The sequence below is a fragment of the uncultured Arenimonas sp. genome (assembly GCF_963976025.1).
Classification (GTDB): domain Bacteria; phylum Pseudomonadota; class Gammaproteobacteria; order Xanthomonadales; family Xanthomonadaceae; genus Arenimonas.
This window is the reverse complement of the sequence record NZ_CAXBJS010000038.1, coordinates 1-20,371: the sequence shown is the minus strand read 5'-3', so window position 1 is coordinate 20,371 and position 20,371 is coordinate 1. Positions and strand designations below refer to the sequence as shown.

Here is a 20,371-nt window from a genome sequence, read left to right as displayed (position 1 = left end):
CGAGCGTGACGCCGCACGCCGGCGCCAGGTCCCGGAATCGTCGGTGGGGCAGAACGACCGCGACTACCGTCGCCAGCCGGCCGACTGCGACGATCGCGACCGCAGCGTGCATCCGGGCCAGGCCGAGGTCTGCAACTTCAAGGACGACAACTGCGATGGCAGCGTCGACGAAGGCGTGACCTGGACCGTCTGGCGCGACCAGGACGGCGACGGTTTCGGCGACCCGGACCAGCGTGTGCTCACCTGCCCGGTCGGCGAGGCACTCGCCAACGTCGCACTGAACGACCGCGACTGCGACGACACCGATCGCGCCCGCAATCCCAGCCTGGGGACCTGCCCATGAAGCCTTCCCTCCAACGTTTCCTGCTGGCCGGCCTGCTGGCGGTGGCCTGCGTTTCCGGCGCCGCCTCGGAGCGTGAACCCGTGCGGGTGCGCGTCGGCGAAGACAGCGGCGCCATCGTCAGCAACGATCGCAACAAGTGTTCCAGCCACCAGCAGTGCGACGACGGCCTGTTCTGCAATGGCATCGAACGTTGCCAGCCACAGAACGAACGCGCGGATCGCAACGGCTGCGTGGCGGGTGGCCTGCCCTGCCGGGAAGGCGAAGATTGCCTGGAAGCACAAGACCGCTGCCGGCTCGGCCCTTGCGACGTGCCCGACGCCGACGGCGACGGCTACGCCGCGATCGCCTGCGGCGGCAACGACTGCGACGACCAGGATGCCGAACGCAGTCCCGGCCTCACCGAGGTCTGCGATGCCCGCGGCCTGGACGAGGATTGCGACCCGGGCACGGTCGGCGACCGCGACGCCGACGGCGACGGCTACATCGACGCGATGTGCCGCTGAGCCTTGGCCGTCAGGCACAACGGCAGCGCCATCAGGCTGGCGGCCACCATCCACGCGAGGTAGCGGAAGTCGGCGGACGGCGCGAACGCCAGGAGTGGAAGCGCCAGCAGCAGGCCGGACGCCGCGACCGCCGCGGCCAGGCCGTCATGGGGCCCGCGACGACGTATCGCGGTGAAGGCCAGGACGCCGAACGAAAGCAGCAGGTACAGCCAGCCAGCAAACACCGGCGTGTCCACCAATGAATCCAGCCGCGGTTGCACCAGGCGATGAAGCCCGCCGGATGGCGGCGCGACGGCCGGGTTGTCGCGCAGCGGCACGATGGCCGGCTGCAGCACCTGGAAGTCCGGCTGTGCCGCCTGGCGCAAGCCCAGCAGGTAGGCCGACACCTCGGCGCGGTGGCCGAAATAGGCGCGCGGGTGATCCAGCGGCAGCGACAGCCAGACACGTCGCAGCTCGGCGTACTGCGCCGGCGTGTAGTCGTAGTAGAAGTTCAGCCGCAGCTGCCCGGACTCGAAGCTCGGCACGTTGACGAAGGGCGAAAAGTCGCGGCGCAGGTCCTGCACCGTCAGCCCCGGCTCCACCCAGTCGGCCGGGAACAGCACGCGGTCCTCGGCGATCGACACCGCCGCGATGTCCCACATGGCGATCACCGGCCACACCGGCGTGGCGCGTGCGCCCGGTGCCAGGTTGGCCAGGCCCGCGGCCAGGTGCAGGCCCAGCGCCAGTGCGACCGTCGCAAGGCCCACGCGCAGCCGGCGCTGCGGCCACTCGCGCCAGGCCAGCCAGGCCAGCAGCGGCAGTGCCGCCGGCAGCGCGTTGTGTCGGAAGGCACAGCCGGCCACCAGCAGCGCCAGCGCCGCCAGCCGCCAGGTGCGGCGAGGCGCCTGCAGTTCGGCGGCCAGGCAGGCAACGGCGCCGGCGAACAGCGCCATCATCCACACGTCCTTCCAAAGGTGCGCCTGCAGCGCCAGCAGCGGTGGCCATGCGCCGATCAGCCACACGCACAGCACGCGCCGCCAGGCACCGCCGCCCAGCGCATGCGCGAAACCAGCCACCGCTGCCCACCAGGCCAGCACCTGCACCAGCAACATGCCGCCCGGGTCGGGCAGCACCAGGCGCACTGCCTGCCACACCCGCACCATCACCGGCGGGTGGCCGGGGTCGAGTTCATCGTGGCGGGCCTGCCACCACTGCCAGGCCGAGTCCCAGCTCAGGTAGCCGGGCCAGAACGCCAGCAGCACCAGGCCCAGGCCCAGCGCCGCCGCCAGCCAGGGCGCGGCGCGCTTCACGGACGGTGTTCGCGGGCCATGAATTCGGCGCTGCGCATTTCGACAAGGCGCGAGGCGGTACGCTCGAAGTCACCGCGCAGCTTTTCGCCGGTGTAGAGCCACATCGGTTCCGCGGCGGCGCTCAGAACCAGGTTGACGTTGCGGTCGTAGAGCTCGTCGACCAGATGCACGAAGCGGCGGGCGGCGTTGTCGCGGGTGGCGTCCATCACCGGCACGTCGGAAAGCAGCACGGTGTGGAAGTCGCGCGCCACCTCGATGTAGTCGGCGGCGGCGCGCGGGCCTTCGCACAGGGCGGAAAAATCGAACCAGGCAATGCCTTCGGCCAGCGCGCGCACCGGGATCGGGCGGCCGTTCACCGCCAGCGGGCCGTCTTCGCGCGGGGCGTCGGCGGCCAGTGCTTCGTAGTGCGCGGCCAGGGCGGCATCGGCCTGCCTGCCCAGGGGACTGAGGTAGGTTTCGGCGCTGGTGAGCTGGCGCAGGCGGTAATCGAGCTTGCTGTCGAGGTGGTGGACGATGGTGTGTTTTTCCAGCAGCGCGATCGCCGGCAGGAAACGCGCGCGCTGCAGGCCGTCGCGGTAGAGGTTCTTCGGCTCGGTGTTGGACGTGGTGACCAGCACCACCTCGCGTTCGAACAGGCGGTCGAGCAGCCGGCCCAGGATCATCGCGTCGGCGATGTCGGACACGATGAATTCATCGAGCACCAGCAGGCGCAGTTCTTCGGCCAGCGCATCGGCGACAACCGCCACGGTGTCGGCGGTGTCGTCGGGCAGGGCCTGGATGCGCGCGTGGACTTCGACCATGAAGCGGTGGAAATGCCAGCGTCGCCGCGGCAGCGCGCCCAGCTGGTCGAACAGCAGGTCGTTGAGGAAGGTCTTGCCGCGGCCCACGCCGCCCCACAGGTACAGGCCCTGCACCGGTTCGCTGCCGCGGCCCAGCCAGCGTTTCCAGGCCGGCCTGGATTCGCGGGCAAGCAGGCCGGCGTGGATGCGGTCGAGCTGGGCCAGCGCCGGGTGTTGCGCCGGGTCGTCCTGCCAGCGGCCGCTTGCCACGCCGGCGGCATAGGCGACCGACGGCGGGCGGGCCGCCGCGGGTTCAGCCATGGCGCGGCGGCGGCAGGTTCTTGCGCACGCCGTTCTTGACCGCGCCGCGCAGGTCCATCAGCCGGCGATGGAAGAAGTGGCTGGTGTCGGGCATCTTCACCAGCGTCGGTTTTTCATCCAGGCCGTCGATCCATTCGTAGACCTTCTGCGGGTCCACCACTTCGTCGGCGTCGGGCATGATCACCAGCCAGGGGCAGGCCGGCGGCTGTACGCCGGAGAAGTCGCGGAAACCCACCGGCGGCGCCAGCGAGATCATCTGTTTCACCGGCAGCTGGCGCGCGCCCTGCAGGGCCACCCAGCTGCCGAAGGAAAAGCCGGCCAGCCACAGCGCGTCGTCCGGGCGCGATTTGCGCACCCAGTCGGCCACGGCCAGCAGATCGAGGATTTCGCCGCGGCCCTCGTCCCATTCTCCTTCGGACTTGCCGACGCCGCGGAAGTTGAAGCGCACCGCCGCCACGCCCAGCTCGCTCAGCGCGCGGGCGGTCATGGTGACCACCTTGTTGTGCAGGGTGCCGCCTTCGGGCGGATTGGGGTGGCAGATGATGGCCACGCCGGCCCGTTCCTGCCCTTCCTCGGGCAGGTCCACCATCAGCTCGATCTGGCCGGCGGGGCCAGGAACCATCAGCGGTCCGGATTCGGTCGGGAAGTCGGGCAGGGCGTCCATGCGCGGATGATAGCCCCTAGCGGGCCAGGTCGAAGCCCAGCAGCAGCGGGTCGTGGTCGGAGGCCCGCCAGGGGTCGTTGGCCTGGCCCTTGCGGTAGTCGAAGGCGGGGGCTTCGTCGGCATTGGCGTGCCATTCCGCCGCGCCGCGCAGGCGCGCGGCCAGGCCGGCGTCCACCAGGGCATGGTCGAGCCGTCCCGACAGGCCCTCGAAGACAAAGGAATAGGGCCGCTCGAGCTTCATCCGGGCGAAGGCGTCCTGCCATCCCTGCGAGCGCAGCAGGCGCATCGGGTCTTCCTGGGCATAGGCGTTGAAGTCGCCGATCAGCAGGTGGCCCACGGGCTGGGTGCCCGTCGGGTCCCTGGCCAGCCAGGCGTTGAGCAGGCGGGCCGATTCAACGCGGCTGGCATTGAAGCAGCCCTGGCCGTCGCGCCGGTCGGCGTCGCCGCCCTGGGCTTCGTTGCAGCCGCCCTTGGACTTGAAGTGGTTCGCCACGACCACGAACACCGGCCCGCGGCCGGCGCGGAAGGCCTGTGCCAGTGGCACCCGGCTGCGGTCGCGGAACGGGCCCTGGGCCAGCATCGCCGGCTTGCCCACGGGCGCGACGCGGCTGGCACGGTAGATGATGCCGACGCGGATGGCGTTGTCGCCGGGCCCCTGGCCCGCGTCCACGAAGCGCCAGTCGTCGTGCGGGCCGGCGGCGTTGAGCGCGTCAACGAAGCCCGCCAGCGACGAGTCGGGGCCGAAGCCGTCGTTTTCCAGCTCCATGAGCGCGGCCAGATCCGGGTCCATCGCCTGCACGGTGGCCACCAGTTTGGCCTGCTGGCGCACGAAGTCGGCCTGGCTGGCGGCGCCGCGGGTGGTCGGGAAGCCGCCGCCGCTGCCGTCGCCGTTGAACAGGTTGAGCAGGTTGAAGCCGGCGATGCGGCGGTCGCCGGCGACCTCGGGCGCGTCCGGGCGCGGCGCCTGTTCGATGCGGGTCAGCGGCGCGGTGAGCTGCAGCCTGTGGCCGCCGAAACGCTGGTCGAGCACGCCGGTGACGTCGTGCAGCACGCTGCCCACGCGCAGCGGCCGCGACGGGTCCAGGCTTTCGCCGGGCAGGAACCACAGGCGGTCGGGGTCGCGGGCACTGCGGCCGTCGTCCAGGCGCAGCATCAGGCGGGCGTTTTCGGCGGCGATCGCCTGCGCGGCGGTGCCGGGCGGGGCCAGTTCGGTGGGCGTGAACAGGCGGCCGTCGAAACTCACGCGCAGTTCGCCGTAGCGGGCCAGGTCCTGGTTGCCGGTGACCGTAAGCGGCCCCGCCAGGGTCAGCAGCATGCCTTCGTAGCGCTCCCAGTCGCCGGCGCTGGCGGGCGCGGCCGACAGCACAAGCGGCGTTACCGGGGCCTTGCCCAGCGCTTCGATTTCTGTGGCTTCGACGGCGGTGAGGGTGGCGCCGTCGTCGCCGGTTTCGACCACCGTGCCGGTGATGCGCACGTGGTCGCCGGCCTTGAGCCGGGGCCTGGCGTCGCGGCTGCGCGGCACGAACAGGCCTTCGGACGTGGCCGGGTCGTCGTCGGCCACCAGCGACTGCACGAACACGCCGCCCAGGCCGCCAAAAGGTGCCACGACAACGGCTTCGACCACCACCTGCCGGCCCTCGAGCGGGCTGCGTTCGCCGCTGCCCTGGATGCGCGCCACCGTGACCGGGCCACCTTCGCCGGCGAGCACCGTGTCGAGCGGCGCGGGGCCGGGCGGCGTGCAGGCGGCCAGCAGCAGCGGGGCGAACAGGAACAAGCGACGGGACATGCGTGGACTCCGGAAACAAAGACGCCGCCCGGAGGCGGCGTCGTCGCGAAAGGGCGTGGCAGGCAAGCTTACTGCAGGTTGTCGACCATCCACTGCACCGTGGCGATGACCTGCTCGTCGCTGAGGTTGGGGTTGCCGCCCTTGGCCGGCATGATGCCCGCCGAGCCCTGGTAGCCCTCGATGGCGTGCTTGTTCAGCGTGTCCATGCCCTGGGCGATGCGCGCGGTCCATTCACTGCCGACCAGCTTCGGCGCGCCGCCGGCGCCCGAGGTGTGGCAGGCGCCGCAGAGGTTGTCGTAGATCACCTTGCCGTCGAGCGTGCCGTCGTAGGCCACCTGGCCGGCGGAAGCCGCGGCTGCGGCCGCCGCTGCGGCGGCCTGGGCCGCTGCGCCGGTGGAGCCGGCATACACGCCGCCCGCGGGCTGCAGGCGCTGGGCCATGGCCGCTTCGGCGACGGGGTTGGGTTCGGGTTCCTGCTGGGTGTTGATGTACAGGCCCAGGAGGATAAGCACACCGGTGACGGCCACCAGGAAGACGATGACCATCGAGAAGTGCTTGAGGAAAACCAGATCGTGGTTGCGCACGGGGTGTCCTGACAGGGGGCCGGAGCCCTGTGGATAAGAAGGCCGCGATTATATCGGCCCTGTCCCGCGCAAGGAAGGCGGATGCGTGTATACGGGAGCTGCGCCAGGCTCGGTTAGCATGGCGGGGAGCCGGGACGCCGGCAAACAGGGGGATTCACCAGGCATGGCAGGACGCGCGCTGGCGCTGCTGCAGGACGCCGGGCCGGGCCGCAATGGCCGCTGGGCCCTGCTGGCGATCGTGGTTCTGGCCACCTGGCTGGTGCTCGAGCAGCTCTCGGCCCAGCTTTGGTTCCTGCCGGCCGGCCTGCGCCTGGCCATGCTCTGGCTTACCCCGACCCGCCGCTGGGGCTGGCTGGGCGCCGCCGAGGTGCTGGCCCAGGCCACCAAGTCGGTGGTGCTGGGCTATCCGCTGTTCACTTTCACCTTCCTGGCCGTGTGCGTGGCGCCCTGGCTGATCTACGCCGCGGTGGTCTACCTGCTGCGCGGCTCCCAGCCGGCGCCCCAGCCCGATTCACCCACGCGCATGCTGCTGCTGTTACTGGCCGGTCTGCTGGGTGCGGCCGGCGTCTCGCCGCTGCTGTGGATGTTCCTGGTCACCTACCCGATGACCACGGCCGACTCGCTGGCCAGCATGTTCGCCTTCATGTACGGCGACCTGATCGGCCAGATCGTGCTGGCGCCGCTGCTTGTCGCGCTCGTGCACGGTGGCCTGCGCCGGCCGGGCCGCAGTGGCCTGGTGCGCGACCTGGGCCTGGTGCTCATCGGCGCCCTGGGCGTGTTCCTGGTGCTTCAGGCCTACGCCGACCTGGCCATGTACGTGCTGCTGCTGGCGTTCGCGCCGCTGTTCTTCCTGGCCTTCAGGCACGGCTGGGAAGGCGGTGCGCTGGCCACGGCCCTGCTCGGCGCGGTCATCCAGGGGTTGGTGCAGCTGGGCTTCCTGACGGTCAACGTGACCATGCTGCAGCTGGTGCTGGCCGTGGTCGGTGGCGGCGCGCTGGTGCTGGGCGCGGCCAGCACCGCGCTGCGGCGAAGCCACGAGATCCTGGCCCAGCGCCACCAGGAACTGGCCTCGAAAACGACCGAGCTTGAGCTGCTGGCCGCCGAACTGGGCCAGGTCGGCCAGCGCCTTGCCCGGCTGGAAGAACAAGGCCAGCGCGAACTGGCCAGCGAACTCGAATACGAACTGGGCCACGCCATCCACGCGCTGGGCACGCGCATCAGCCTGGCCTTCCGGGACGTGCGCGACGAGCAAGGCACCCGCCTGCTGGAATCGCTGCGCGAGCAGGTGCGCGAAATCCAGGACAGCCTGCGCCGCGCGCTGCGCCAGCTGCGGCCGCCCCAGCTCGACACCCACGGCCTGAAGCAGGCGCTGGAACGCGGCCCGCTGCACGAAATGCTCGACGACAGCGGCGTGGTTTTCGAGCCGGTGTTCGAAGGCCCGGTGGACGCCCTGGGCGAAGACGCCCGCACCACGGTCTACCGCATCTGCCAGGCCGCCGTGCGCGAAGCCGTGCGCCTTGAAATGGTGCGCCGCTTCGCCATGCGGCTTGAAGTGGTGCCCGAAGAAAGCGGCGGCCACGTGGTCGGCCTGGTGATGGACCTGGAGTTTTCGACCTACACCCAGCACCTGCCCACCCTGCAGGTGGTGCCGGCCATCAAGGACCGCGTGCTGGCCGTGCAGGGCAGCTACCTGCTGGAACCGCTGGTGCACGGGCACCGCCACTCAGTGCGCTTCATCGCCCCCTGAGCCGATCTTGCGCAGCGTCGCCTGCGCATAGTCGGGAAGGATGCGCTGGCCGTCCCAGGTGTAGACCAGGTGCTGCGCCTGCACGCAGGGCGCGACAAGGTCGGGCTGGAACACACCCACGCACTCGCCGCCGGCGTGGCGCACGCTGGGGTAGAGCACGCCGTCGGAGCCGTCCGCGCGCAGCCGCCGCGCCAGTGCCTGCGGCGGGCCGTAGTCGTCGGGGTCGAGCATCTGTGTCCAGCCGCGGCGCAGGTCGTGCAGCCGGCCGCGGATGCCGGTGCGGTAGCAGCGCATCTCGATGCGCATGGCCGGCTCGGCGGTGGCGGCCATGAAGCGGGCGCGGTGGTGCATGGTTTCGGCGATCGCCGTTTCCAGGGCGCGCGCCGCGTAGAACACGCCATAGCTGCCGTCGCTGAAACGACTGCCGGCGGGATTGAGGTGGGTGAAGGCCGCCATGACCGGCTGGGTGCCCGGGCCGCTGACCCGGCGTTCGCGCGGCACCAGCTGCAGCTCCCCCAGTTCTTCGCGAAGCCGCGGGTTGGTCAGCGACTCCAGCGCGTACAGGGCCTCGAGGTCTTCGGGCCGCGCGATGCGGTCGAACACGCCCTGCGGCGGGAAGCGGCTGGGCACCAGCCGCCAGGCCTCGGCCCAGCTGACCCGGGTGGTGCGCGGCGCGTTCACTGCCAGCCGCGCTGCGCGTCGAGGTAACTGCGCACCACGAACAGGTCGGCGACGTTGCCCGAGAGCATGCGATCAAGCGCCGAACCGCCGCCGAAGGGCAGCGCGGCATTGGGTTTGCGCAGCCAGGCATCGGCGCGGGTGGGGTCGGGGAACAGCACCTGCAGCGCCTTGTAGATGCCCAGCACGTAGCTGATGCGTTCAAGCACGTCGCGGCCCGGGCTGCCGTCCTGCTGCTTCTTCCACTTGTACCAGGTCGATTCCGGAGGATCGCCGAGCAGGCGCCGGGCTTCGGCGTTCTTCAGGCCCCAGGCCCGGGCGATGGCGAAATAGGCGCGCAGTGCGGGCCCGCCCAGCTCGGGAAGGGCCTGCACAGGGGCTTGTTGGGCGCGGCGGGTGGCCATGGGACTCTCCTTGTGGAGTACGAATCAAGAATACTCCCTAAATGAAGCAATTTCTCGATTCGAAATCCTGCCCGGATACGGGGGTGGCGGCCCGTTCAGGTTAGTCAAACCACTGATTGACATGGATAAAGCGACGAATCCCGGCCGGTGTTAACGCGAAACAAACATTTGCTTCAGTTTCGATTTCGACGCTGGCCTCCAACCTCTGCCCCACGCTCCACGGACGTGCTGGCGGATCCCCCGATCCCACCGTGAGCGAGGCCCACCGGGCCGCATACAAAAATACGTTCGCAAGGAGAAACACCCATGAATACCATCAAGTCTTCCCTGATCGCCTCCGCCATTGCCCTGTCCTTTGGCGTGACTGCCGCGAATGCCGAGCACCACACCGGCGAGGACCATGCCGACATGGTCAAGGCCCAGAACGACGCCAAGCCCGCGCGCACCGCCGCCCAGGCCACCACCGACGCCGCGATCACCGCCTCGGTGAAGACCCGCCTGCTGGCCGACGAGCGCACCAAGGGCTTCGACATCAACGTCGACACCTACAACGGCGTGGTCAGCCTGACCGGTGGCGCCGACTCGATGGCCGACAAGATGGCCGCCACGGAAGTGGCCAATCAGGCCGACAACGTCCTGCGCGTCGAGAACAAGCTGACGATCGCCGGCGAAGACACCGAAGCCCGTCAGGACGCCAACACCGCCACCGCCTCGGGCGAGGTGCGTGAGGCCATGGACGAAGCCGGCGACGGCATCGACGACGCCTGGATCACCTCCAAGGTGAAGACCCAGCTGCTGGCCGACGACCAGGTGCATGGCACCGAGATCAACGTCGAGACCAAGGGCAACGTGGTCACCCTGATCGGCACCGCGCCGACCCTGGCCGCCCGCACCAAGGCGATCGAAATCGCCCAGGCCACCAAGGGCGTGCGCAGCGTCGTCGCCACCGGCCTGGTGGTGGGTCCGGACGAAGCCGTCGACGAATAAGAACGCCCATCCATGTCAGAGTGGACGGCAGCGGCCGGGCAGGACGCCCGGCCGTTTCCGTTTTCGGCCGGCCCGCCGTGGCCCGCCGATGTGACCCTGGAGACCGCCATGAAAAACAAGCAGGAAAATCGCAGCGTTTTCGCCGTCGAAAACCTCGCCCAGCTGGAAGACGCGCTAAGCGCCGCGCGTGATGCCGGCATCGCCGACGAGGACATCGCCCTGGTCGCGCGCCACGACATCGAACTCGAACTCGACCCCGAGGCCAGCGAGCCCGACGAACATGGCCGCGTGCGTGGCCTGCTGGCCGGCCTGAGCGCGGTCACCGTGCCCACCCTGGGCGTCAGCCTGGCGGGCGCCGGCATGCTGAACCTGCTGGGCAGCAACCTCGCCGGCTGGACCGGCCATGCCGCCGGCGACCACGCCAACGACGACGTGCGCGAGCGCTACAAGGCGCTGGTGGAAGCGGGCGCCCTGCTGGTGGTGCTGCAGGCCGATTCCGCCGAACGCCATGCCGCCGCGCATGCCGCCATGGTCGCCGCCGGCGCCCGACCGCTGGACGACGGCCAGGACTGAAGCCTTCCATTCCGCATGCGACACTGCCCCCGGGACAAACCGGGGGACACCGCATGCGCGCCGCCTTCATAGCCAGCCTGCTGCTGGCCCTGCCCGCCGCCGCCGCGCCGCCGGCCACCCTGCGCGTGGACATCCAGCACGGCGGCGACGCCGGCACCGAACACTTCGCGCTTGAACGCCTGGTCGTGGAGCCGCTGCCCTGGCCCGGCAACCCGGCGCGCCCGCTGGACGACAGCAACCGCGGCATGAACCAGGTGCGCGTGCTCGACGCCGACACCGGCCAGCTACTGTACTCACGCGGCTACAGCACGATCTTCGGCGAGTGGCAGTCCACCGGCGAAGCTGCCGGAATGCAGCGCAGCTTCCAGGAATCGCTGCGCATCCCGATGCCGGAAAAGCCGGTCACCGTGCAGGTGCTCAAGCGCGATGCCGGCAACAACTTCGTGCCGGCCTGGCAGGTACGCGTTGATCCCGACTCGCTGGACGTCGAGCGTGCGCCGGCGAAGGCACCCGCCAAACCCATCGCCATCCGCGACAACGGCGATCCGGCCAGCAAGGTGGACCTGCTGATCCTGGGCGACGGCTATGCCGCCAACGAGCTGGAAAAGTTCGAAGCGGATGCGCGTCGCCTGGCCGACCACCTGTTCACCGTCTCGCCGTTCAAGGAACGCGAAGCCGACTTCAATGTCTGGGCGCTGACGGTGCCGCTGCCGGAAAGCGGCGTCTCGCGCCCGTCCACCGGCGTGCACAAGGCCAGCGCCACCGGCCTGCGCTACGACATCTTCGGCTCCGAACGCTACGCGCTGAGCGTGGACAACCGCGCCTGGCGCGACCTGGCCCAGCACGCGCCCTACGACGTGGTCGAGATCATCTTCAACAGCGAAACCTACGGCGGCGGCGGCATCTTCGGGCAGTTCAGCACCGCCGCGGCGGGCAATGACTGGGCCGACTACCTGTTCGTGCACGAGTTCGGCCACCATTTCGCCGGCCTCGCCGACGAGTACTACACCTCGTCGGTGGCCTACCAGAACGGCGGTGATCGCCCCGAACCCTGGGAGCCCAACGCCACCGCCGACCCGAAGGCGGCCAAGTGGAAGCACCTCGTCAGCCCGGCCACGCCGCTGCCCACGCCCTGGCCGAAGTCGCAGTTCGAAGCCTTCCAGCGCGAAAACCAGGCCCGCCGTGCCCGGCTGCGCGCCGACCAGCGCCCGGAATCGGAAATGAGCCAGCTCTTCCACGACGAACAGGCTTTCGTCACCGACCTGTTCGCCGGCCACCCCCACGCCAGCGCCGTCGGCGCCTTCGAAGGCGCCAACTACCAGGCCACCGGTTATTACCGGCCCCAGCTCAACTGCCTGATGTTCACCCGCACCGACCACTTCTGCGACGTGTGCGCCGACGCGGTTGAAGACATCATCGACCTGTACTCCCGTCCCGCCCCCAAGCCCCTGTAGGAGCGGCTTGAGCCGCGAAGCTTTTCCTTCCGTGGGAGGGACTTCAGTCCCGAAAAGGAGCCATCAATGCCAACCCGAAACAACAACTCCCCCTCCCCCGCCGAGGAATCAAAACACCTCGCCGTCCTGATCGACGCCGACAACGCCCAGCCTTCGGTCATCGAAGGCCTGCTGGCCGAGGTGGCGAAGTTCGGCGTCGCCAGCGTCAAGCGCATCTACGGCGACTTCACTTCGCAGCGGCTGCAGGGCTGGAAGCAGGCGCTGCTGAAACACTCGATCCACCCGGTGCAGCAGTTCGCCTACACCAGCGGCAAGAACGCCACCGACAGTTCGCTGATCATCGACGCGATGGACTTGATGTACACGGGTCGCTTTGACGGCTTCTGCCTAGTCTCGAGCGACAGTGACTTCACCCGACTGGCCCAGCGCCTGCGCGAGGCCGGACTCACCGTCTATGGTTTTGGCGAACGCAAGACACCCGACCCATTCGTGCAGGCCTGCGACAAGTTCACCTACACCGAAGTGCTGCGCCAGGATGCCGGCGAGGCGGAAAAACCCGAGCCTGCGAAAACCAATGGCCGCGTCGCCAAGAAGGCGGCCAAGACCGCCAGCACCGAGAAGCCCAAGCAGCCGCAGCAGGCGCCGCGCAAGCTGCTCAACCAGGCCATCGAAGAAGCCAGCGACGAAGAAGGCTGGGCCCAGCTGGGCGCGGTGGGCAGTTACCTCAACAAGCTGCGCTCGGACTTCGACCCGCGCCTGTTCGGCCACCGCAAGCTCAGCGACCTGTTCAAGGCCTATCCGAAGTGGTTCGAGTTCAAGGAGCTCGCCAGCCCGGCAGGGGGCAAGGACCTGTACGTCCGCGCGAAGGGCTGACGGGAATTATTCTCGGGACTCGCCTGAAACCCACGAGCTGGAATATCCTGGATCGGTGATGATCCGGGGGTCCGGTGCTACTCATAGAGAACGCCACGCTAGGATTTGAAGTCGGCGGGCTCTATTCCCGACGAGATCAAATCCATGCCCGTTTCAACGGTCAGAGGCAGGGCGGGATATCAACGCCGAGTGGTCACCCCTATATCTTTGCTTTCACCGGCGAAGTAGGGCGAGACCACGGCTATCACGACTTTTGGGACACGGACGGATTCTTCCACTATTTCGGGGAAGGGCAGTCTGGGGACATGACGTATACCGGCGGAAACCGCGCGATTCTTCGGCACGACGTCGAAGGAAAGCGACTTTTCGTGTTCCAAATGTTGGGTCATGGACGGCCATACCGATTTCTCGGTGAGTTTCGATTGGAGCGGACCTACGAGAAGGAAGGGGTCGCTAGCCGGTCAGGGGCAACTCGGAAGGCCATTGTCTTCGTGCTAAAGCCCATTCTTGGTCCTGAAGGGGGTGAAGAACTTGGTTCACCAGTATCGGCCGCCCAGGGTGACTATCTCCTCGGGCCTGCATCAAGGCAGAAGACGGTTGAGATAAGAGTTCGGCAATGGCTTTTCCGCCGCCGAGTCGCAGACATGGAAAAGGGCTGCCGGCTAACGGGGGTTAGCGATCTAAGGTTTTTGCGCGCCAGTCACATAAAGCCTTGGTCGGAGTGCGACAGTGACGGCGAGAAGCTGGATGGGAATAACGGGCTCTTGCTATCCCCCCACGCGGACCTATTGTTCGACCGGGGTTGGATAACCTTTGAAGACTCGGGTCGCTTAATAAAGTCTGATGAACTGCCGGCAGAAGTGGACCGCCGAATCGGCTTGGATCTCAGGCCTGGAAGGCGGTGCGGAAGATTTCGCGGCGAACAGTTGAGCTACTTAGATTTCCATCGCAAGGAAATCTTTGGAAAGAAGTACGCAAAGATGTCCGACCCGATCGAGGAAATCCAATCAGCGTCAGAGTGATTAACCCTTGGGGGCCTCGCCCGGGCGCCATAGATCGACGGCGAAGTCGGATTCGTAGGGCGGCACGTTGCACTCGATCACGTCCTCGGGCGCGATCTTCAGGGTGAGGCCGACGATGTCGGCGCGCACCGGCATGCGGTGGCGCTGGCGGTCGACGAGTACGGCGGCGTGCACGTGGGCGGGCTTTTGCGTCGCCAGCCATTCGAACACGCGCATCAGCGAATAACCCTGGTACAGAACATCGTCGACGACGATGACGCGGCGGTTCATCAGGTCGGCGCCGCGCGGCGCCTCGAGCGCGGTGTCGGGGTGCAGAAGTTCAAGATTGTCTGCGTAGCGCTTGACCTTCAGGTCGATGCGCTCGATCTCGGCCCAGGGCGCGTGCACGCGGATGCGCGTCAGCAGGCGGTCGGCCAGCGGCGCGCCGCGGCGCAGCACGCCCAGCAGCACCGTCGGCGTGGCATCGAGCAGGGCGGCGGCCTGGCGGGCCATGTCGTCCACCACGATTTCCAGGTCCACTTCGGAATAAAGGCGGAAGCGGTCGGCGGGCATGCGGATCTCCGGCGTCTTGGGCCGGCCTAGCCTAGCCCTTTTGCGTGTCGTTTCCATCCGTGAAGCCGCGCCGCACCCAGGCCGGGTCCAGGCCCATGCGGCGGCAGGCGTGCTGGGCGGGGCCGTCGTTGAGGCCGGCGCGGAACAGCGGCGCCGCGGCGGACAGCAGGCGGGCGGCGACTTCGGCGCGCGACCGGTCGCCCCGGCTGTGCCCCAGCCGCGATCGCGCCCAGTCCGGCAGCAGCGCCATGCCCGCGCCCAGGAATACCTTGCGCGAGACCGCGGCCATCGGCACCGGCAGGCGCATCGTGTCCAGTACCCGCAGCACTTCGCGCGACCGGTCGGTGAAGGCCAGCTGGGTCTGCACCGCTTCGAAGTAGCCCGTCACCTCCGTTTCGCTGCGCGGCACATCGGTGGCGCCCAGGGCTTCGGCGATGCGCCGGGTTTCGTCGTAGTAGCGGTCGGCATCGGCGCCGGGGACCGGGCCGGCGAAACGCCGGTAACCCTGCAGGAAGCCGTAGGCCTCGGTGACGTGTACCCAGGTCAGCAGGGCCGGGTCGTTGGCGGAATAAGGTTCGCCGGTTTGCGTCACGCCCTGCACCCGGTCGTGGATGCGGCGCACGCGGGCGATCTGCGCCTGGGCCTGGGCGCGCGGCGCATAGCTGGTGCCTGCGACGAAGTGCGTGGTGCGGCGCAGGCGCCCCACCAGGTCGGTCCGGAAGTTGCTGTGGTCCCACACCCCGGCCAGCGCCGCCGGGTGCAGGGTCTGCAGCACCAGCGCGCACAGCCCGCCCGACAGCATGCCGGCGAAGTCGGCGTGCACCTGCCAGGTGGCGCTGGCCGGGTCGAACAGGCCGGGGTCGCCAGTGGGATTGTCGTAGTCAAGCCCGCTTTCCCCCCGCGGGAAAGCGCGAAGCACCCAGGTGCGCAGGGGTTGGGTCAGGGGCGAAGGCATATCGCCAGTCTAGGCACCGGCCGTGAAGGGCGGGTGCGGGGCGGCGCGAGCCGTTGGTCGGAAAAGGGCATGCGGCGCGTAGCGCGGGGCTGGCCGCAAAGATAGTGTCACGACCACAGGGGAACATCTGACGGCACTTCGGGGAGAGTTCTTACATGAACAAGCGAAAGTACGGGCTGGTGCCCGCGCTGTTGTTGTGTCCTGCGTTTGCGAACGCCGGGGTCTGGATCAACGAAATCCACTACGACAACGACGGTACGGATGTCGGTGAGTTCATCGAAGTCGCCGGCGACGCGGGGACGTCGCTGTCCGGCTGGTCGCTGCACTTCTACAACGGCTCCGACCGTCGTGTTTACGCGACGCGTTCACTCACGGGCACGCTCGGCAGCCAGTGTGGTGCCTTCGGCTTCGTGTCGGTCGCCGCGGCGGGCCTGCAGAACGGCGCGCCCGACGGTGTCGCCCTGGTCAATGCCTCCGGCACCGCCGTGCAGTTCCTGAGCTACGAGGGCAAGTTCAAGGCCGCCAGCGGCCCGGCGCGCAACATGACCTCGGTGAACATTGGCGTGTCCGAGACCACCTCGACGCCGGTCGGCCAGTCGCTGCAGCTCAAGGGCAGCGGCACCGCCTACGCGGACTTCAGCTGGCACGCGCCGTCCACCGCCAGCCCCGGCACCTGCAACACGGGCCAGGCATTTCCGGTTCCGGACGCGGCGCCCACGGTCACCGGCACCTCGCCGGCGAACGGCAGTTCGGCCGTGCCGCTGGACGCCGACATCAGCGTCACTTTCTCCGAGCCCGTCAGCCTGCAGGCCGGCGCCATCGTGCTGGGCTGCGACACCAGCGGCAACGTGCCGGTGACGATAAGCGGCGGCCCGAGCACCTTCACCGCCAACCCGCAGGCCAACCTGGCCGGGCTGGAGGACTGCCTGGTGGATGTGCTGGCCAGCAGGGTCAGCGACCTCGACGGCGTCGCCACGCCGATGGCGGCGGACTTCGGCTTCATGTTCACCACCGCCTCGGTGCCCGGCAACGACTACTACTCGGGCGTGAACACCAGCAGCGCCAGCGCCCTGCGCGCCAGCCTGCACGCGATCATCGATGACCACCAGCGCTTCCCGTACAGCTCGTCGGCCACCGACACCTGGGACGTGCTGGAGTTCGCCGACGAAGATCCGCTCAACCCGGGCCGCATCCTCGACGTGTACCGCAACGCCAGCTACCAGAAGTACGGCGCCGGCAACACCGAGTACAACCGCGAACACACCTGGCCCAAGAGCTACGGTTTCACCGCCGATTCGAGCAGCAACTACCCGTACACCGACACGCACATGCTGTTCCTGTCGGATTCGGGCTACAACAGCTCGCGCGGCAACAAGCCCTACGCCAACTGCCTGTCGGGCTGCACGGAACGCACCACCGTCGCCCACAACGGCGAAGGCGGCGGCAGCGGCGTGTTCCCGGGCAACTCCAACTGGTACGACACCACGTACTGGCAGACCTGGGGCGACCGCAAGGGCGACGTCGCGCGCGCGCTTCTGTACATGGACGTGCGCTACGAAGGCGGCACGCACGGCGTCACCGGCGCCGCCGAGCCCGACCTGATCCTCACCGACGACCCGGGCCTGATCCAGTCCTCCAGCAGCAATCTCAGCGTCGCCTACATGGGCCGCCTGGCCGATCTGTTGCAGTGGCACGCCGAGGACCCGGTGGACGCCAAGGAACAGCTGCGCAACGAGGCGGTGTATTCCTACCAGGGCAACCGCAATCCGTTCATCGACCATCCGGAATGGGCGGCGTGCATTTTCCAGAACCAGTGCAACTGATCGCGCACCACCTCGATTGAACAAGGACGGGCCCGCTTCGGCGGGCCCGTTCGTTTCATGGCCCGATGTCAGGCCAGCAGGGTGAAGGCGGCTTCGGCGACGCCGCCGCCGTTGACCTGCAGCTGCACCCGGTGCTTGCCGGGGTAATACCGGCGGGTGGTGATCGGGCGCAGCGAGTGTTTCTTTTCCAGCCGCCGGGTTTCGCCGCCTGCAAGTTCGAGGGTCCAGCCCTTGAACACCTTGGCCGAAGTGTCGCCATTGGCCTTGACGTGATGCACGACGTAATCCACGGCCAGGGTCTGTTTGCTGCGCGCGCCGGACGTCAGGGTCGCCACCAGCTGCAGTGAGTCGCCCACCGACACACGTTTGTCCGACAGCGCCAGCGTGGCCTCGCCGCGGAACTTGCTGCCCAGGCCCCAGGCCTTCAACACGCGCCGGTCGCCGCGCTTGACCAGCGTGCGGCTGGCGTGGCGAAGCAGGACCGTGCGCTCGGCGGGGGCGTCGGGCAGGTGCTGTTCCAGCCAGTCCGCGACGAGTCCCGGATGGTCCTTGGCGATGTCGTTGAGATGGTTGGCGACGCTGCGGCGCACGTAGGGGCTGGGGTCGTCCTGCAGCGCGCGCAGCAAGGGCAGCGTCGGCGACGGGTCGGCGATCAGCGACTTCAGATGCAGGCCCCAGGGCAGCCGCGGGCGGCTGCCTTCGCTGGTCCAGCGGCGCACGTGCGGGCTGGGGTCGCTGCTCCAGTGCTGGAGCCGGGCCATGGTCAGCGCGAAATGGTTCAGCAGGAAGGGCCGCACCGCGAATTCGCCGGTGAAGCGCTGGGTCAGCGCGTGCAGGGCCAGCAGCCCGCGTTCGGGCTCGGCCTGGCCGCGACGGGCGATGAACTCGCCAAGGGGCCAGCCGATCCAGCCAGCCAGGCCGGCGTCGGTGCTGCGGAACGCCAGTTCGTCGGTAGTGGCCGGCGGCGCCAGCGCCGCTTCGATGAGGCCCGCGGCGCGGTCGAAGTCGTCGGGCAGCGTGGCTTCCAGCGCATCGGCGATTTGCATCGCGCGGGCTTTCATTTCCAGCGCATCCAGGCCGGCAAGTGCCTGGCGCTCGAAACCGCGCCGGTCGAAGTCGCGCCAATGCCGCTGCAGGTGGTCGCCGCAGGCGCGTACCAGGTCGGCGTTGATCAGGTTCTTGAACGGCTCGGGCATGGGGCGAGTGTAGGCATGTCACCGGCCAGGCGCGCCAGCAACTGCATCAGGCTGCGCACGTCGGTGTGGTTGTGGGCCAGGACGCGGCGCAGGTCGGTGGCGGGGCCGCCGCCCAGGTAATCGCGCCAGGCTCGGGGGGCTTCGCTGCCGGGCAGGTCGTCTTCGCGCAGCACCTTCAGCAGCTGTCGTTCGACGGTGGCCAGGCGGCAGTTTTCCCACAGGCCGCGGTAGCGGCGGCGCACCGGGTGCAGCAGGTCCAGGTGGGCCAGGGGCGCGATCGGGCACGGCATCCGCGCCAGGCGATAGCGCGTTTTCAGCAGCGGCGCGTCGTAGCTGCGGCCGTTGTAGCTCACCAGCACCGTGCCGGGCTGCAGCCAGCGGGCGAAGGTTTCGAGCATGGCGCGCTCGGCCGCCATCGTGGTGGTCATCAGCTGGCGGATGCGCAGCTGGCCGTCCACGCGGTCGGCGCAGCCGATCATGAAGGCACGCGTGCCGGTGCCGCCGGCCAGGCCGGTGGTTTCGGTGTCGAAGCACAGCAGCTGGTCCGGCGCCACGGTGTCGAAATCCTTCGCGAAGGAAACATCGACAACCGGCGGCAGCGGCGGTGCTTCGTGGCGGGATTCGAAGTAGCGCAGGCCGGGGGCGATTTCCTCGCCGGGCAGGTGGCGGTCGGGTGGGCGCAGGGGCGTGACGGGCCGGCTGCCTGCGCGCGCCCGCAGGCCGAGCAGGCGGCGGATGTTTTCGGGGACTTCGGGGCGAGCACGGGGGAGGGGGCCGGGGAGTGGCGTTGCCCTTCCCGCTTCCTGCTGTAGCAGCCGCAGCTTTTGCGCCAGCAACGCGCTCACGCTACCGTCCCCAGCAATTCCAGCACCCGCGACGCCAGCGCGCGCGGCGTATTGCCGGTCTTGCCTTCGTCGGCGGCCAGCACCGGGCCGACGCAGGCCGGACAGCCGGCGGCGCAGTCGCAGGCGGCGACCAGTTCGCGGGCGCGCTGCACCAGTTCGGCCTGGCGGCGCCACAGCGGTTCGCTCAGGCCGATGCCGCCGGGGTAGTTGTCGTAGAGGTAAACGGTGGGCGTGAAACGTTCGGCGGCGTCGGGGCTGCCCGGCTGGCCATCGGCGCCGCGCAGCTGGCCGCGGCCTCGGCCGTCGGTGTGCGCGAACCAGGCGCCGTCGCCGCTGCCCACCGCCTGGCGCAGGTCGCGGCCTTCGGCCATCACCGCCACGGTGGCGACCACGTGAAGGGCATAGGCAGCGCCAAGGAAACCATCGAGCGCGTCCTGTCGGGACGTGAACGCATGTTCCAGCGCGTCCTGCGGCAGCTGCCACCACAGCGCGGTGGTGTGCATTTCCTGGTCGGGCAGGTTCACCGGCCCGTAGCCGATGTTCTCGTGCGTGTAGTAGCGGATCTTCTTGTAGCCGGGCACGCGGCGCACCACGTGCACTTCGCCGTGCTGGGCGCTGCCGTCGCCGGCGCGAACGCCGTCGAAGCGCTCGAGCACCTTGAGCTTGGTGTAGTCGATGGCGTCGGTGTAGTAATCGACGTGGGTGCGGGTGACGTAGGCCTTGCGGCCCTCCCAGTCCAGGCGCTCGACCTGGAAGGGCACCGACTGGATCATGTGGATGGCGCCTTCGTACAGCGTGAGCGCCGCGGCGGAATAGTCCACCTCGGCGATGATCTTCTGGCGGCCATCGGTGCGGTCAACCACCACGAAGTTGCCGTCGGCCACCGAGCGCAGCGACACCGCGTTGGCCGGGTAGCTGTCAGCTATCCAGTCCCAGCGTTCGCCTTCCGAATGCAGCACGCCGGTTTCGGCCAGCACGCCGAGCCAGGGCGAG

General features: G+C 68.9%; 20 protein-coding genes. 8 read left to right on the top strand and 12 right to left on the bottom strand.

Annotated features, from left to right (window positions below; genetic code table 11):
• Both AACZ35_RS04715 and AACZ35_RS04710 read left to right on the top strand, forming a co-directional pair.
• A partial coding sequence (locus AACZ35_RS04715) for a putative metal-binding motif-containing protein (protein ID WP_339826624.1) occupies positions 1–343 on the top strand: 343 nt, incomplete at its 5' end.
• Positions 340–846 (top strand): putative metal-binding motif-containing protein, encoded by a 507-nt coding sequence (locus AACZ35_RS04710; RefSeq protein WP_339826622.1) that lies wholly within the window; start codon positions 340–342, stop codon positions 844–846. The genes AACZ35_RS04715 and AACZ35_RS04710, both read left to right, overlap by 4 nt.
• On the opposite strand, the gene AACZ35_RS04705 is transcribed toward AACZ35_RS04710, so the two are convergent.
• The 5 genes from AACZ35_RS04705 to AACZ35_RS04685 form a co-directional block, all read right to left on the bottom strand.
• Positions 822–2,135 (bottom strand): hypothetical protein, encoded by a 1,314-nt coding sequence (locus AACZ35_RS04705; protein WP_339826620.1) that lies wholly within the window; start codon positions 2,133–2,135, stop codon positions 822–824. The genes AACZ35_RS04710 and AACZ35_RS04705 overlap by 25 nt on opposite strands.
• On the bottom strand, positions 2,132–3,235 hold the full coding sequence (zapE, locus tag AACZ35_RS04700; RefSeq protein ID WP_339826618.1) for a cell division protein ZapE: 1,104 nt from the start codon (positions 3,233–3,235) through the stop codon (positions 2,132–2,134). The genes AACZ35_RS04705 and zapE overlap by 4 nt, the downstream gene beginning before the upstream one ends.
• Positions 3,228–3,899, bottom strand: a complete 672-nt coding sequence (locus AACZ35_RS04695; protein ID WP_339826616.1) for an alpha/beta hydrolase — start codon at positions 3,897–3,899, stop codon at positions 3,228–3,230. The genes zapE and AACZ35_RS04695 overlap by 8 nt, the downstream gene beginning before the upstream one ends.
• Before the next feature lie 16 nt (positions 3,900–3,915).
• Complete coding sequence (locus AACZ35_RS04690; protein WP_339826614.1) at positions 3,916–5,685, bottom strand: ExeM/NucH family extracellular endonuclease; 1,770 nt, start codon at positions 5,683–5,685, stop codon at positions 3,916–3,918.
• 68 nt (positions 5,686–5,753) lie between these two features.
• The gene (locus tag AACZ35_RS04685) at positions 5,754–6,269 is read right to left on the bottom strand and encodes a c-type cytochrome (RefSeq protein WP_339826612.1); all 516 of its coding nucleotides are present in this window, start codon (positions 6,267–6,269) and stop codon (positions 5,754–5,756) included.
• Positions 6,270–6,432: 163 nt separating this feature from the next.
• Here AACZ35_RS04685 and AACZ35_RS04680 point away from each other — a divergent pair, with 163 nt between their 5' ends.
• Positions 6,433–8,016: an MASE1 domain-containing protein gene (locus AACZ35_RS04680; protein WP_339826610.1), complete on the top strand. Its 1,584-nt coding sequence runs from the start codon at positions 6,433–6,435 to the stop codon at positions 8,014–8,016.
• Here the strand turns inward: AACZ35_RS04680 and AACZ35_RS04675 are convergent.
• Complete coding sequence (locus tag AACZ35_RS04675; RefSeq protein ID WP_339826608.1) at positions 7,993–8,697, bottom strand: RES family NAD+ phosphorylase; 705 nt, start codon at positions 8,695–8,697, stop codon at positions 7,993–7,995. The two genes, AACZ35_RS04680 and AACZ35_RS04675, sit on opposite strands and share 24 nt — an antisense overlap.
• Positions 8,694–9,098: an MbcA/ParS/Xre antitoxin family protein gene (locus tag AACZ35_RS04670; RefSeq protein ID WP_339826606.1), complete on the bottom strand. Its 405-nt coding sequence runs from the start codon at positions 9,096–9,098 to the stop codon at positions 8,694–8,696. Before AACZ35_RS04670 ends, AACZ35_RS04675 begins: the two co-directional genes overlap by 4 nt.
• Before the next feature lie 306 nt (positions 9,099–9,404).
• Between AACZ35_RS04670 and AACZ35_RS04665 the strand changes: the two genes are divergently transcribed.
• From AACZ35_RS04665 to AACZ35_RS04650, 4 genes are all read left to right on the top strand, one after another.
• Positions 9,405–10,085, top strand: a complete 681-nt coding sequence (locus tag AACZ35_RS04665) for a BON domain-containing protein (protein ID WP_339826604.1) — start codon at positions 9,405–9,407, stop codon at positions 10,083–10,085.
• Between the two features lie 108 nt (positions 10,086–10,193).
• Positions 10,194–10,658 (top strand): hypothetical protein, encoded by a 465-nt coding sequence (locus AACZ35_RS04660; protein ID WP_339826602.1) that lies wholly within the window; start codon positions 10,194–10,196, stop codon positions 10,656–10,658.
• A 53-nt stretch (positions 10,659–10,711) separates the two neighbouring features.
• The gene (locus tag AACZ35_RS04655) at positions 10,712–12,112 is read left to right on the top strand and encodes a M64 family metallopeptidase (protein ID WP_339826600.1); all 1,401 of its coding nucleotides are present in this window, start codon (positions 10,712–10,714) and stop codon (positions 12,110–12,112) included.
• 66 nt (positions 12,113–12,178) lie between these two features.
• Positions 12,179–12,985: an NYN domain-containing protein gene (locus AACZ35_RS04650; RefSeq protein ID WP_339826598.1), complete on the top strand. Its 807-nt coding sequence runs from the start codon at positions 12,179–12,181 to the stop codon at positions 12,983–12,985.
• A gap of 1,022 nt (positions 12,986–14,007) precedes the next feature.
• Here the strand turns inward: AACZ35_RS04650 and AACZ35_RS04645 are convergent.
• Together AACZ35_RS04645 and AACZ35_RS04640 are read right to left on the bottom strand one after the other, a co-directional pair.
• Entirely contained in the window at positions 14,008–14,559 is a 552-nt protein-coding gene (locus AACZ35_RS04645; RefSeq protein ID WP_339826596.1) for a phosphoribosyltransferase family protein, read from the bottom strand.
• Between the two features lie 31 nt (positions 14,560–14,590).
• Positions 14,591–15,514, bottom strand: coding sequence for an oxygenase MpaB family protein (locus AACZ35_RS04640; RefSeq protein ID WP_339826594.1), 924 nt, complete (start codon positions 15,512–15,514; stop codon positions 14,591–14,593).
• Positions 15,515–15,669: 155 nt separating this feature from the next.
• On the opposite strand from AACZ35_RS04640, the gene AACZ35_RS04635 reads away from it, so the two are divergent.
• Positions 15,670–17,337: an endonuclease gene (locus AACZ35_RS04635; protein WP_339826592.1), complete on the top strand. Its 1,668-nt coding sequence runs from the start codon at positions 15,670–15,672 to the stop codon at positions 17,335–17,337.
• A gap of 68 nt (positions 17,338–17,405) precedes the next feature.
• Here AACZ35_RS04635 and AACZ35_RS04630 read toward each other — a convergent pair whose 3' ends face one another.
• The 3 genes from AACZ35_RS04630 to AACZ35_RS04620 all read right to left on the bottom strand — a co-directional run.
• Entirely contained in the window at positions 17,406–18,533 is a 1,128-nt protein-coding gene (locus AACZ35_RS04630; protein WP_339826590.1) for a hypothetical protein, read from the bottom strand.
• Positions 18,509–19,369 (bottom strand): ribonuclease H-like domain-containing protein, encoded by an 861-nt coding sequence (locus AACZ35_RS04625; RefSeq protein ID WP_339826626.1) that lies wholly within the window; start codon positions 19,367–19,369, stop codon positions 18,509–18,511. The genes AACZ35_RS04630 and AACZ35_RS04625 overlap by 25 nt, the downstream gene beginning before the upstream one ends.
• Before the next feature lie 5 nt (positions 19,370–19,374).
• A partial coding sequence (locus AACZ35_RS04620) for a Zn-binding domain-containing protein (RefSeq protein ID WP_339826588.1) occupies positions 19,375–20,371 on the bottom strand: 997 nt, incomplete at its 5' end.

Excerpts from the sequence above, each read along its gene's own strand:
- AACZ35_RS04710 (WP_339826622.1), top strand. The coding sequence starts at position 340 with ATGAAGCCTTCCCTCCAACGTTTCCTGCTGGCCGGCCTGCTGGCGGTG.
- zapE (WP_339826618.1), bottom strand. The coding sequence starts at position 3,235 with ATGGCTGAACCCGCGGCGGCCCGCCCGCCGTCGGTCGCCTATGCCGCC.
- AACZ35_RS04695 (WP_339826616.1), bottom strand. The coding sequence starts at position 3,899 with ATGGACGCCCTGCCCGACTTCCCGACCGAATCCGGACCGCTGATGGTT.
- AACZ35_RS04690 (WP_339826614.1), bottom strand. The coding sequence starts at position 5,685 with ATGTCCCGTCGCTTGTTCCTGTTCGCCCCGCTGCTGCTGGCCGCCTGC.
- AACZ35_RS04680 (WP_339826610.1), top strand. The coding sequence starts at position 6,433 with ATGGCAGGACGCGCGCTGGCGCTGCTGCAGGACGCCGGGCCGGGCCGC.
- AACZ35_RS04670 (WP_339826606.1), bottom strand. The coding sequence starts at position 9,098 with ATGGCCACCCGCCGCGCCCAACAAGCCCCTGTGCAGGCCCTTCCCGAG.
- AACZ35_RS04665 (WP_339826604.1), top strand. The coding sequence starts at position 9,405 with ATGAATACCATCAAGTCTTCCCTGATCGCCTCCGCCATTGCCCTGTCC.
- AACZ35_RS04660 (WP_339826602.1), top strand. The coding sequence starts at position 10,194 with ATGAAAAACAAGCAGGAAAATCGCAGCGTTTTCGCCGTCGAAAACCTC.
- AACZ35_RS04655 (WP_339826600.1), top strand. The coding sequence starts at position 10,712 with ATGCGCGCCGCCTTCATAGCCAGCCTGCTGCTGGCCCTGCCCGCCGCC.
- AACZ35_RS04650 (WP_339826598.1), top strand. The coding sequence starts at position 12,179 with ATGCCAACCCGAAACAACAACTCCCCCTCCCCCGCCGAGGAATCAAAA.
- AACZ35_RS04645 (WP_339826596.1), bottom strand. The coding sequence starts at position 14,559 with ATGCCCGCCGACCGCTTCCGCCTTTATTCCGAAGTGGACCTGGAAATC.
- AACZ35_RS04640 (WP_339826594.1), bottom strand. The coding sequence starts at position 15,514 with ATGCCTTCGCCCCTGACCCAACCCCTGCGCACCTGGGTGCTTCGCGCT.
- AACZ35_RS04635 (WP_339826592.1), top strand. The coding sequence starts at position 15,670 with ATGAACAAGCGAAAGTACGGGCTGGTGCCCGCGCTGTTGTTGTGTCCT.
- AACZ35_RS04630 (WP_339826590.1), bottom strand. The coding sequence starts at position 18,533 with ATGCCCGAGCCGTTCAAGAACCTGATCAACGCCGACCTGGTACGCGCC.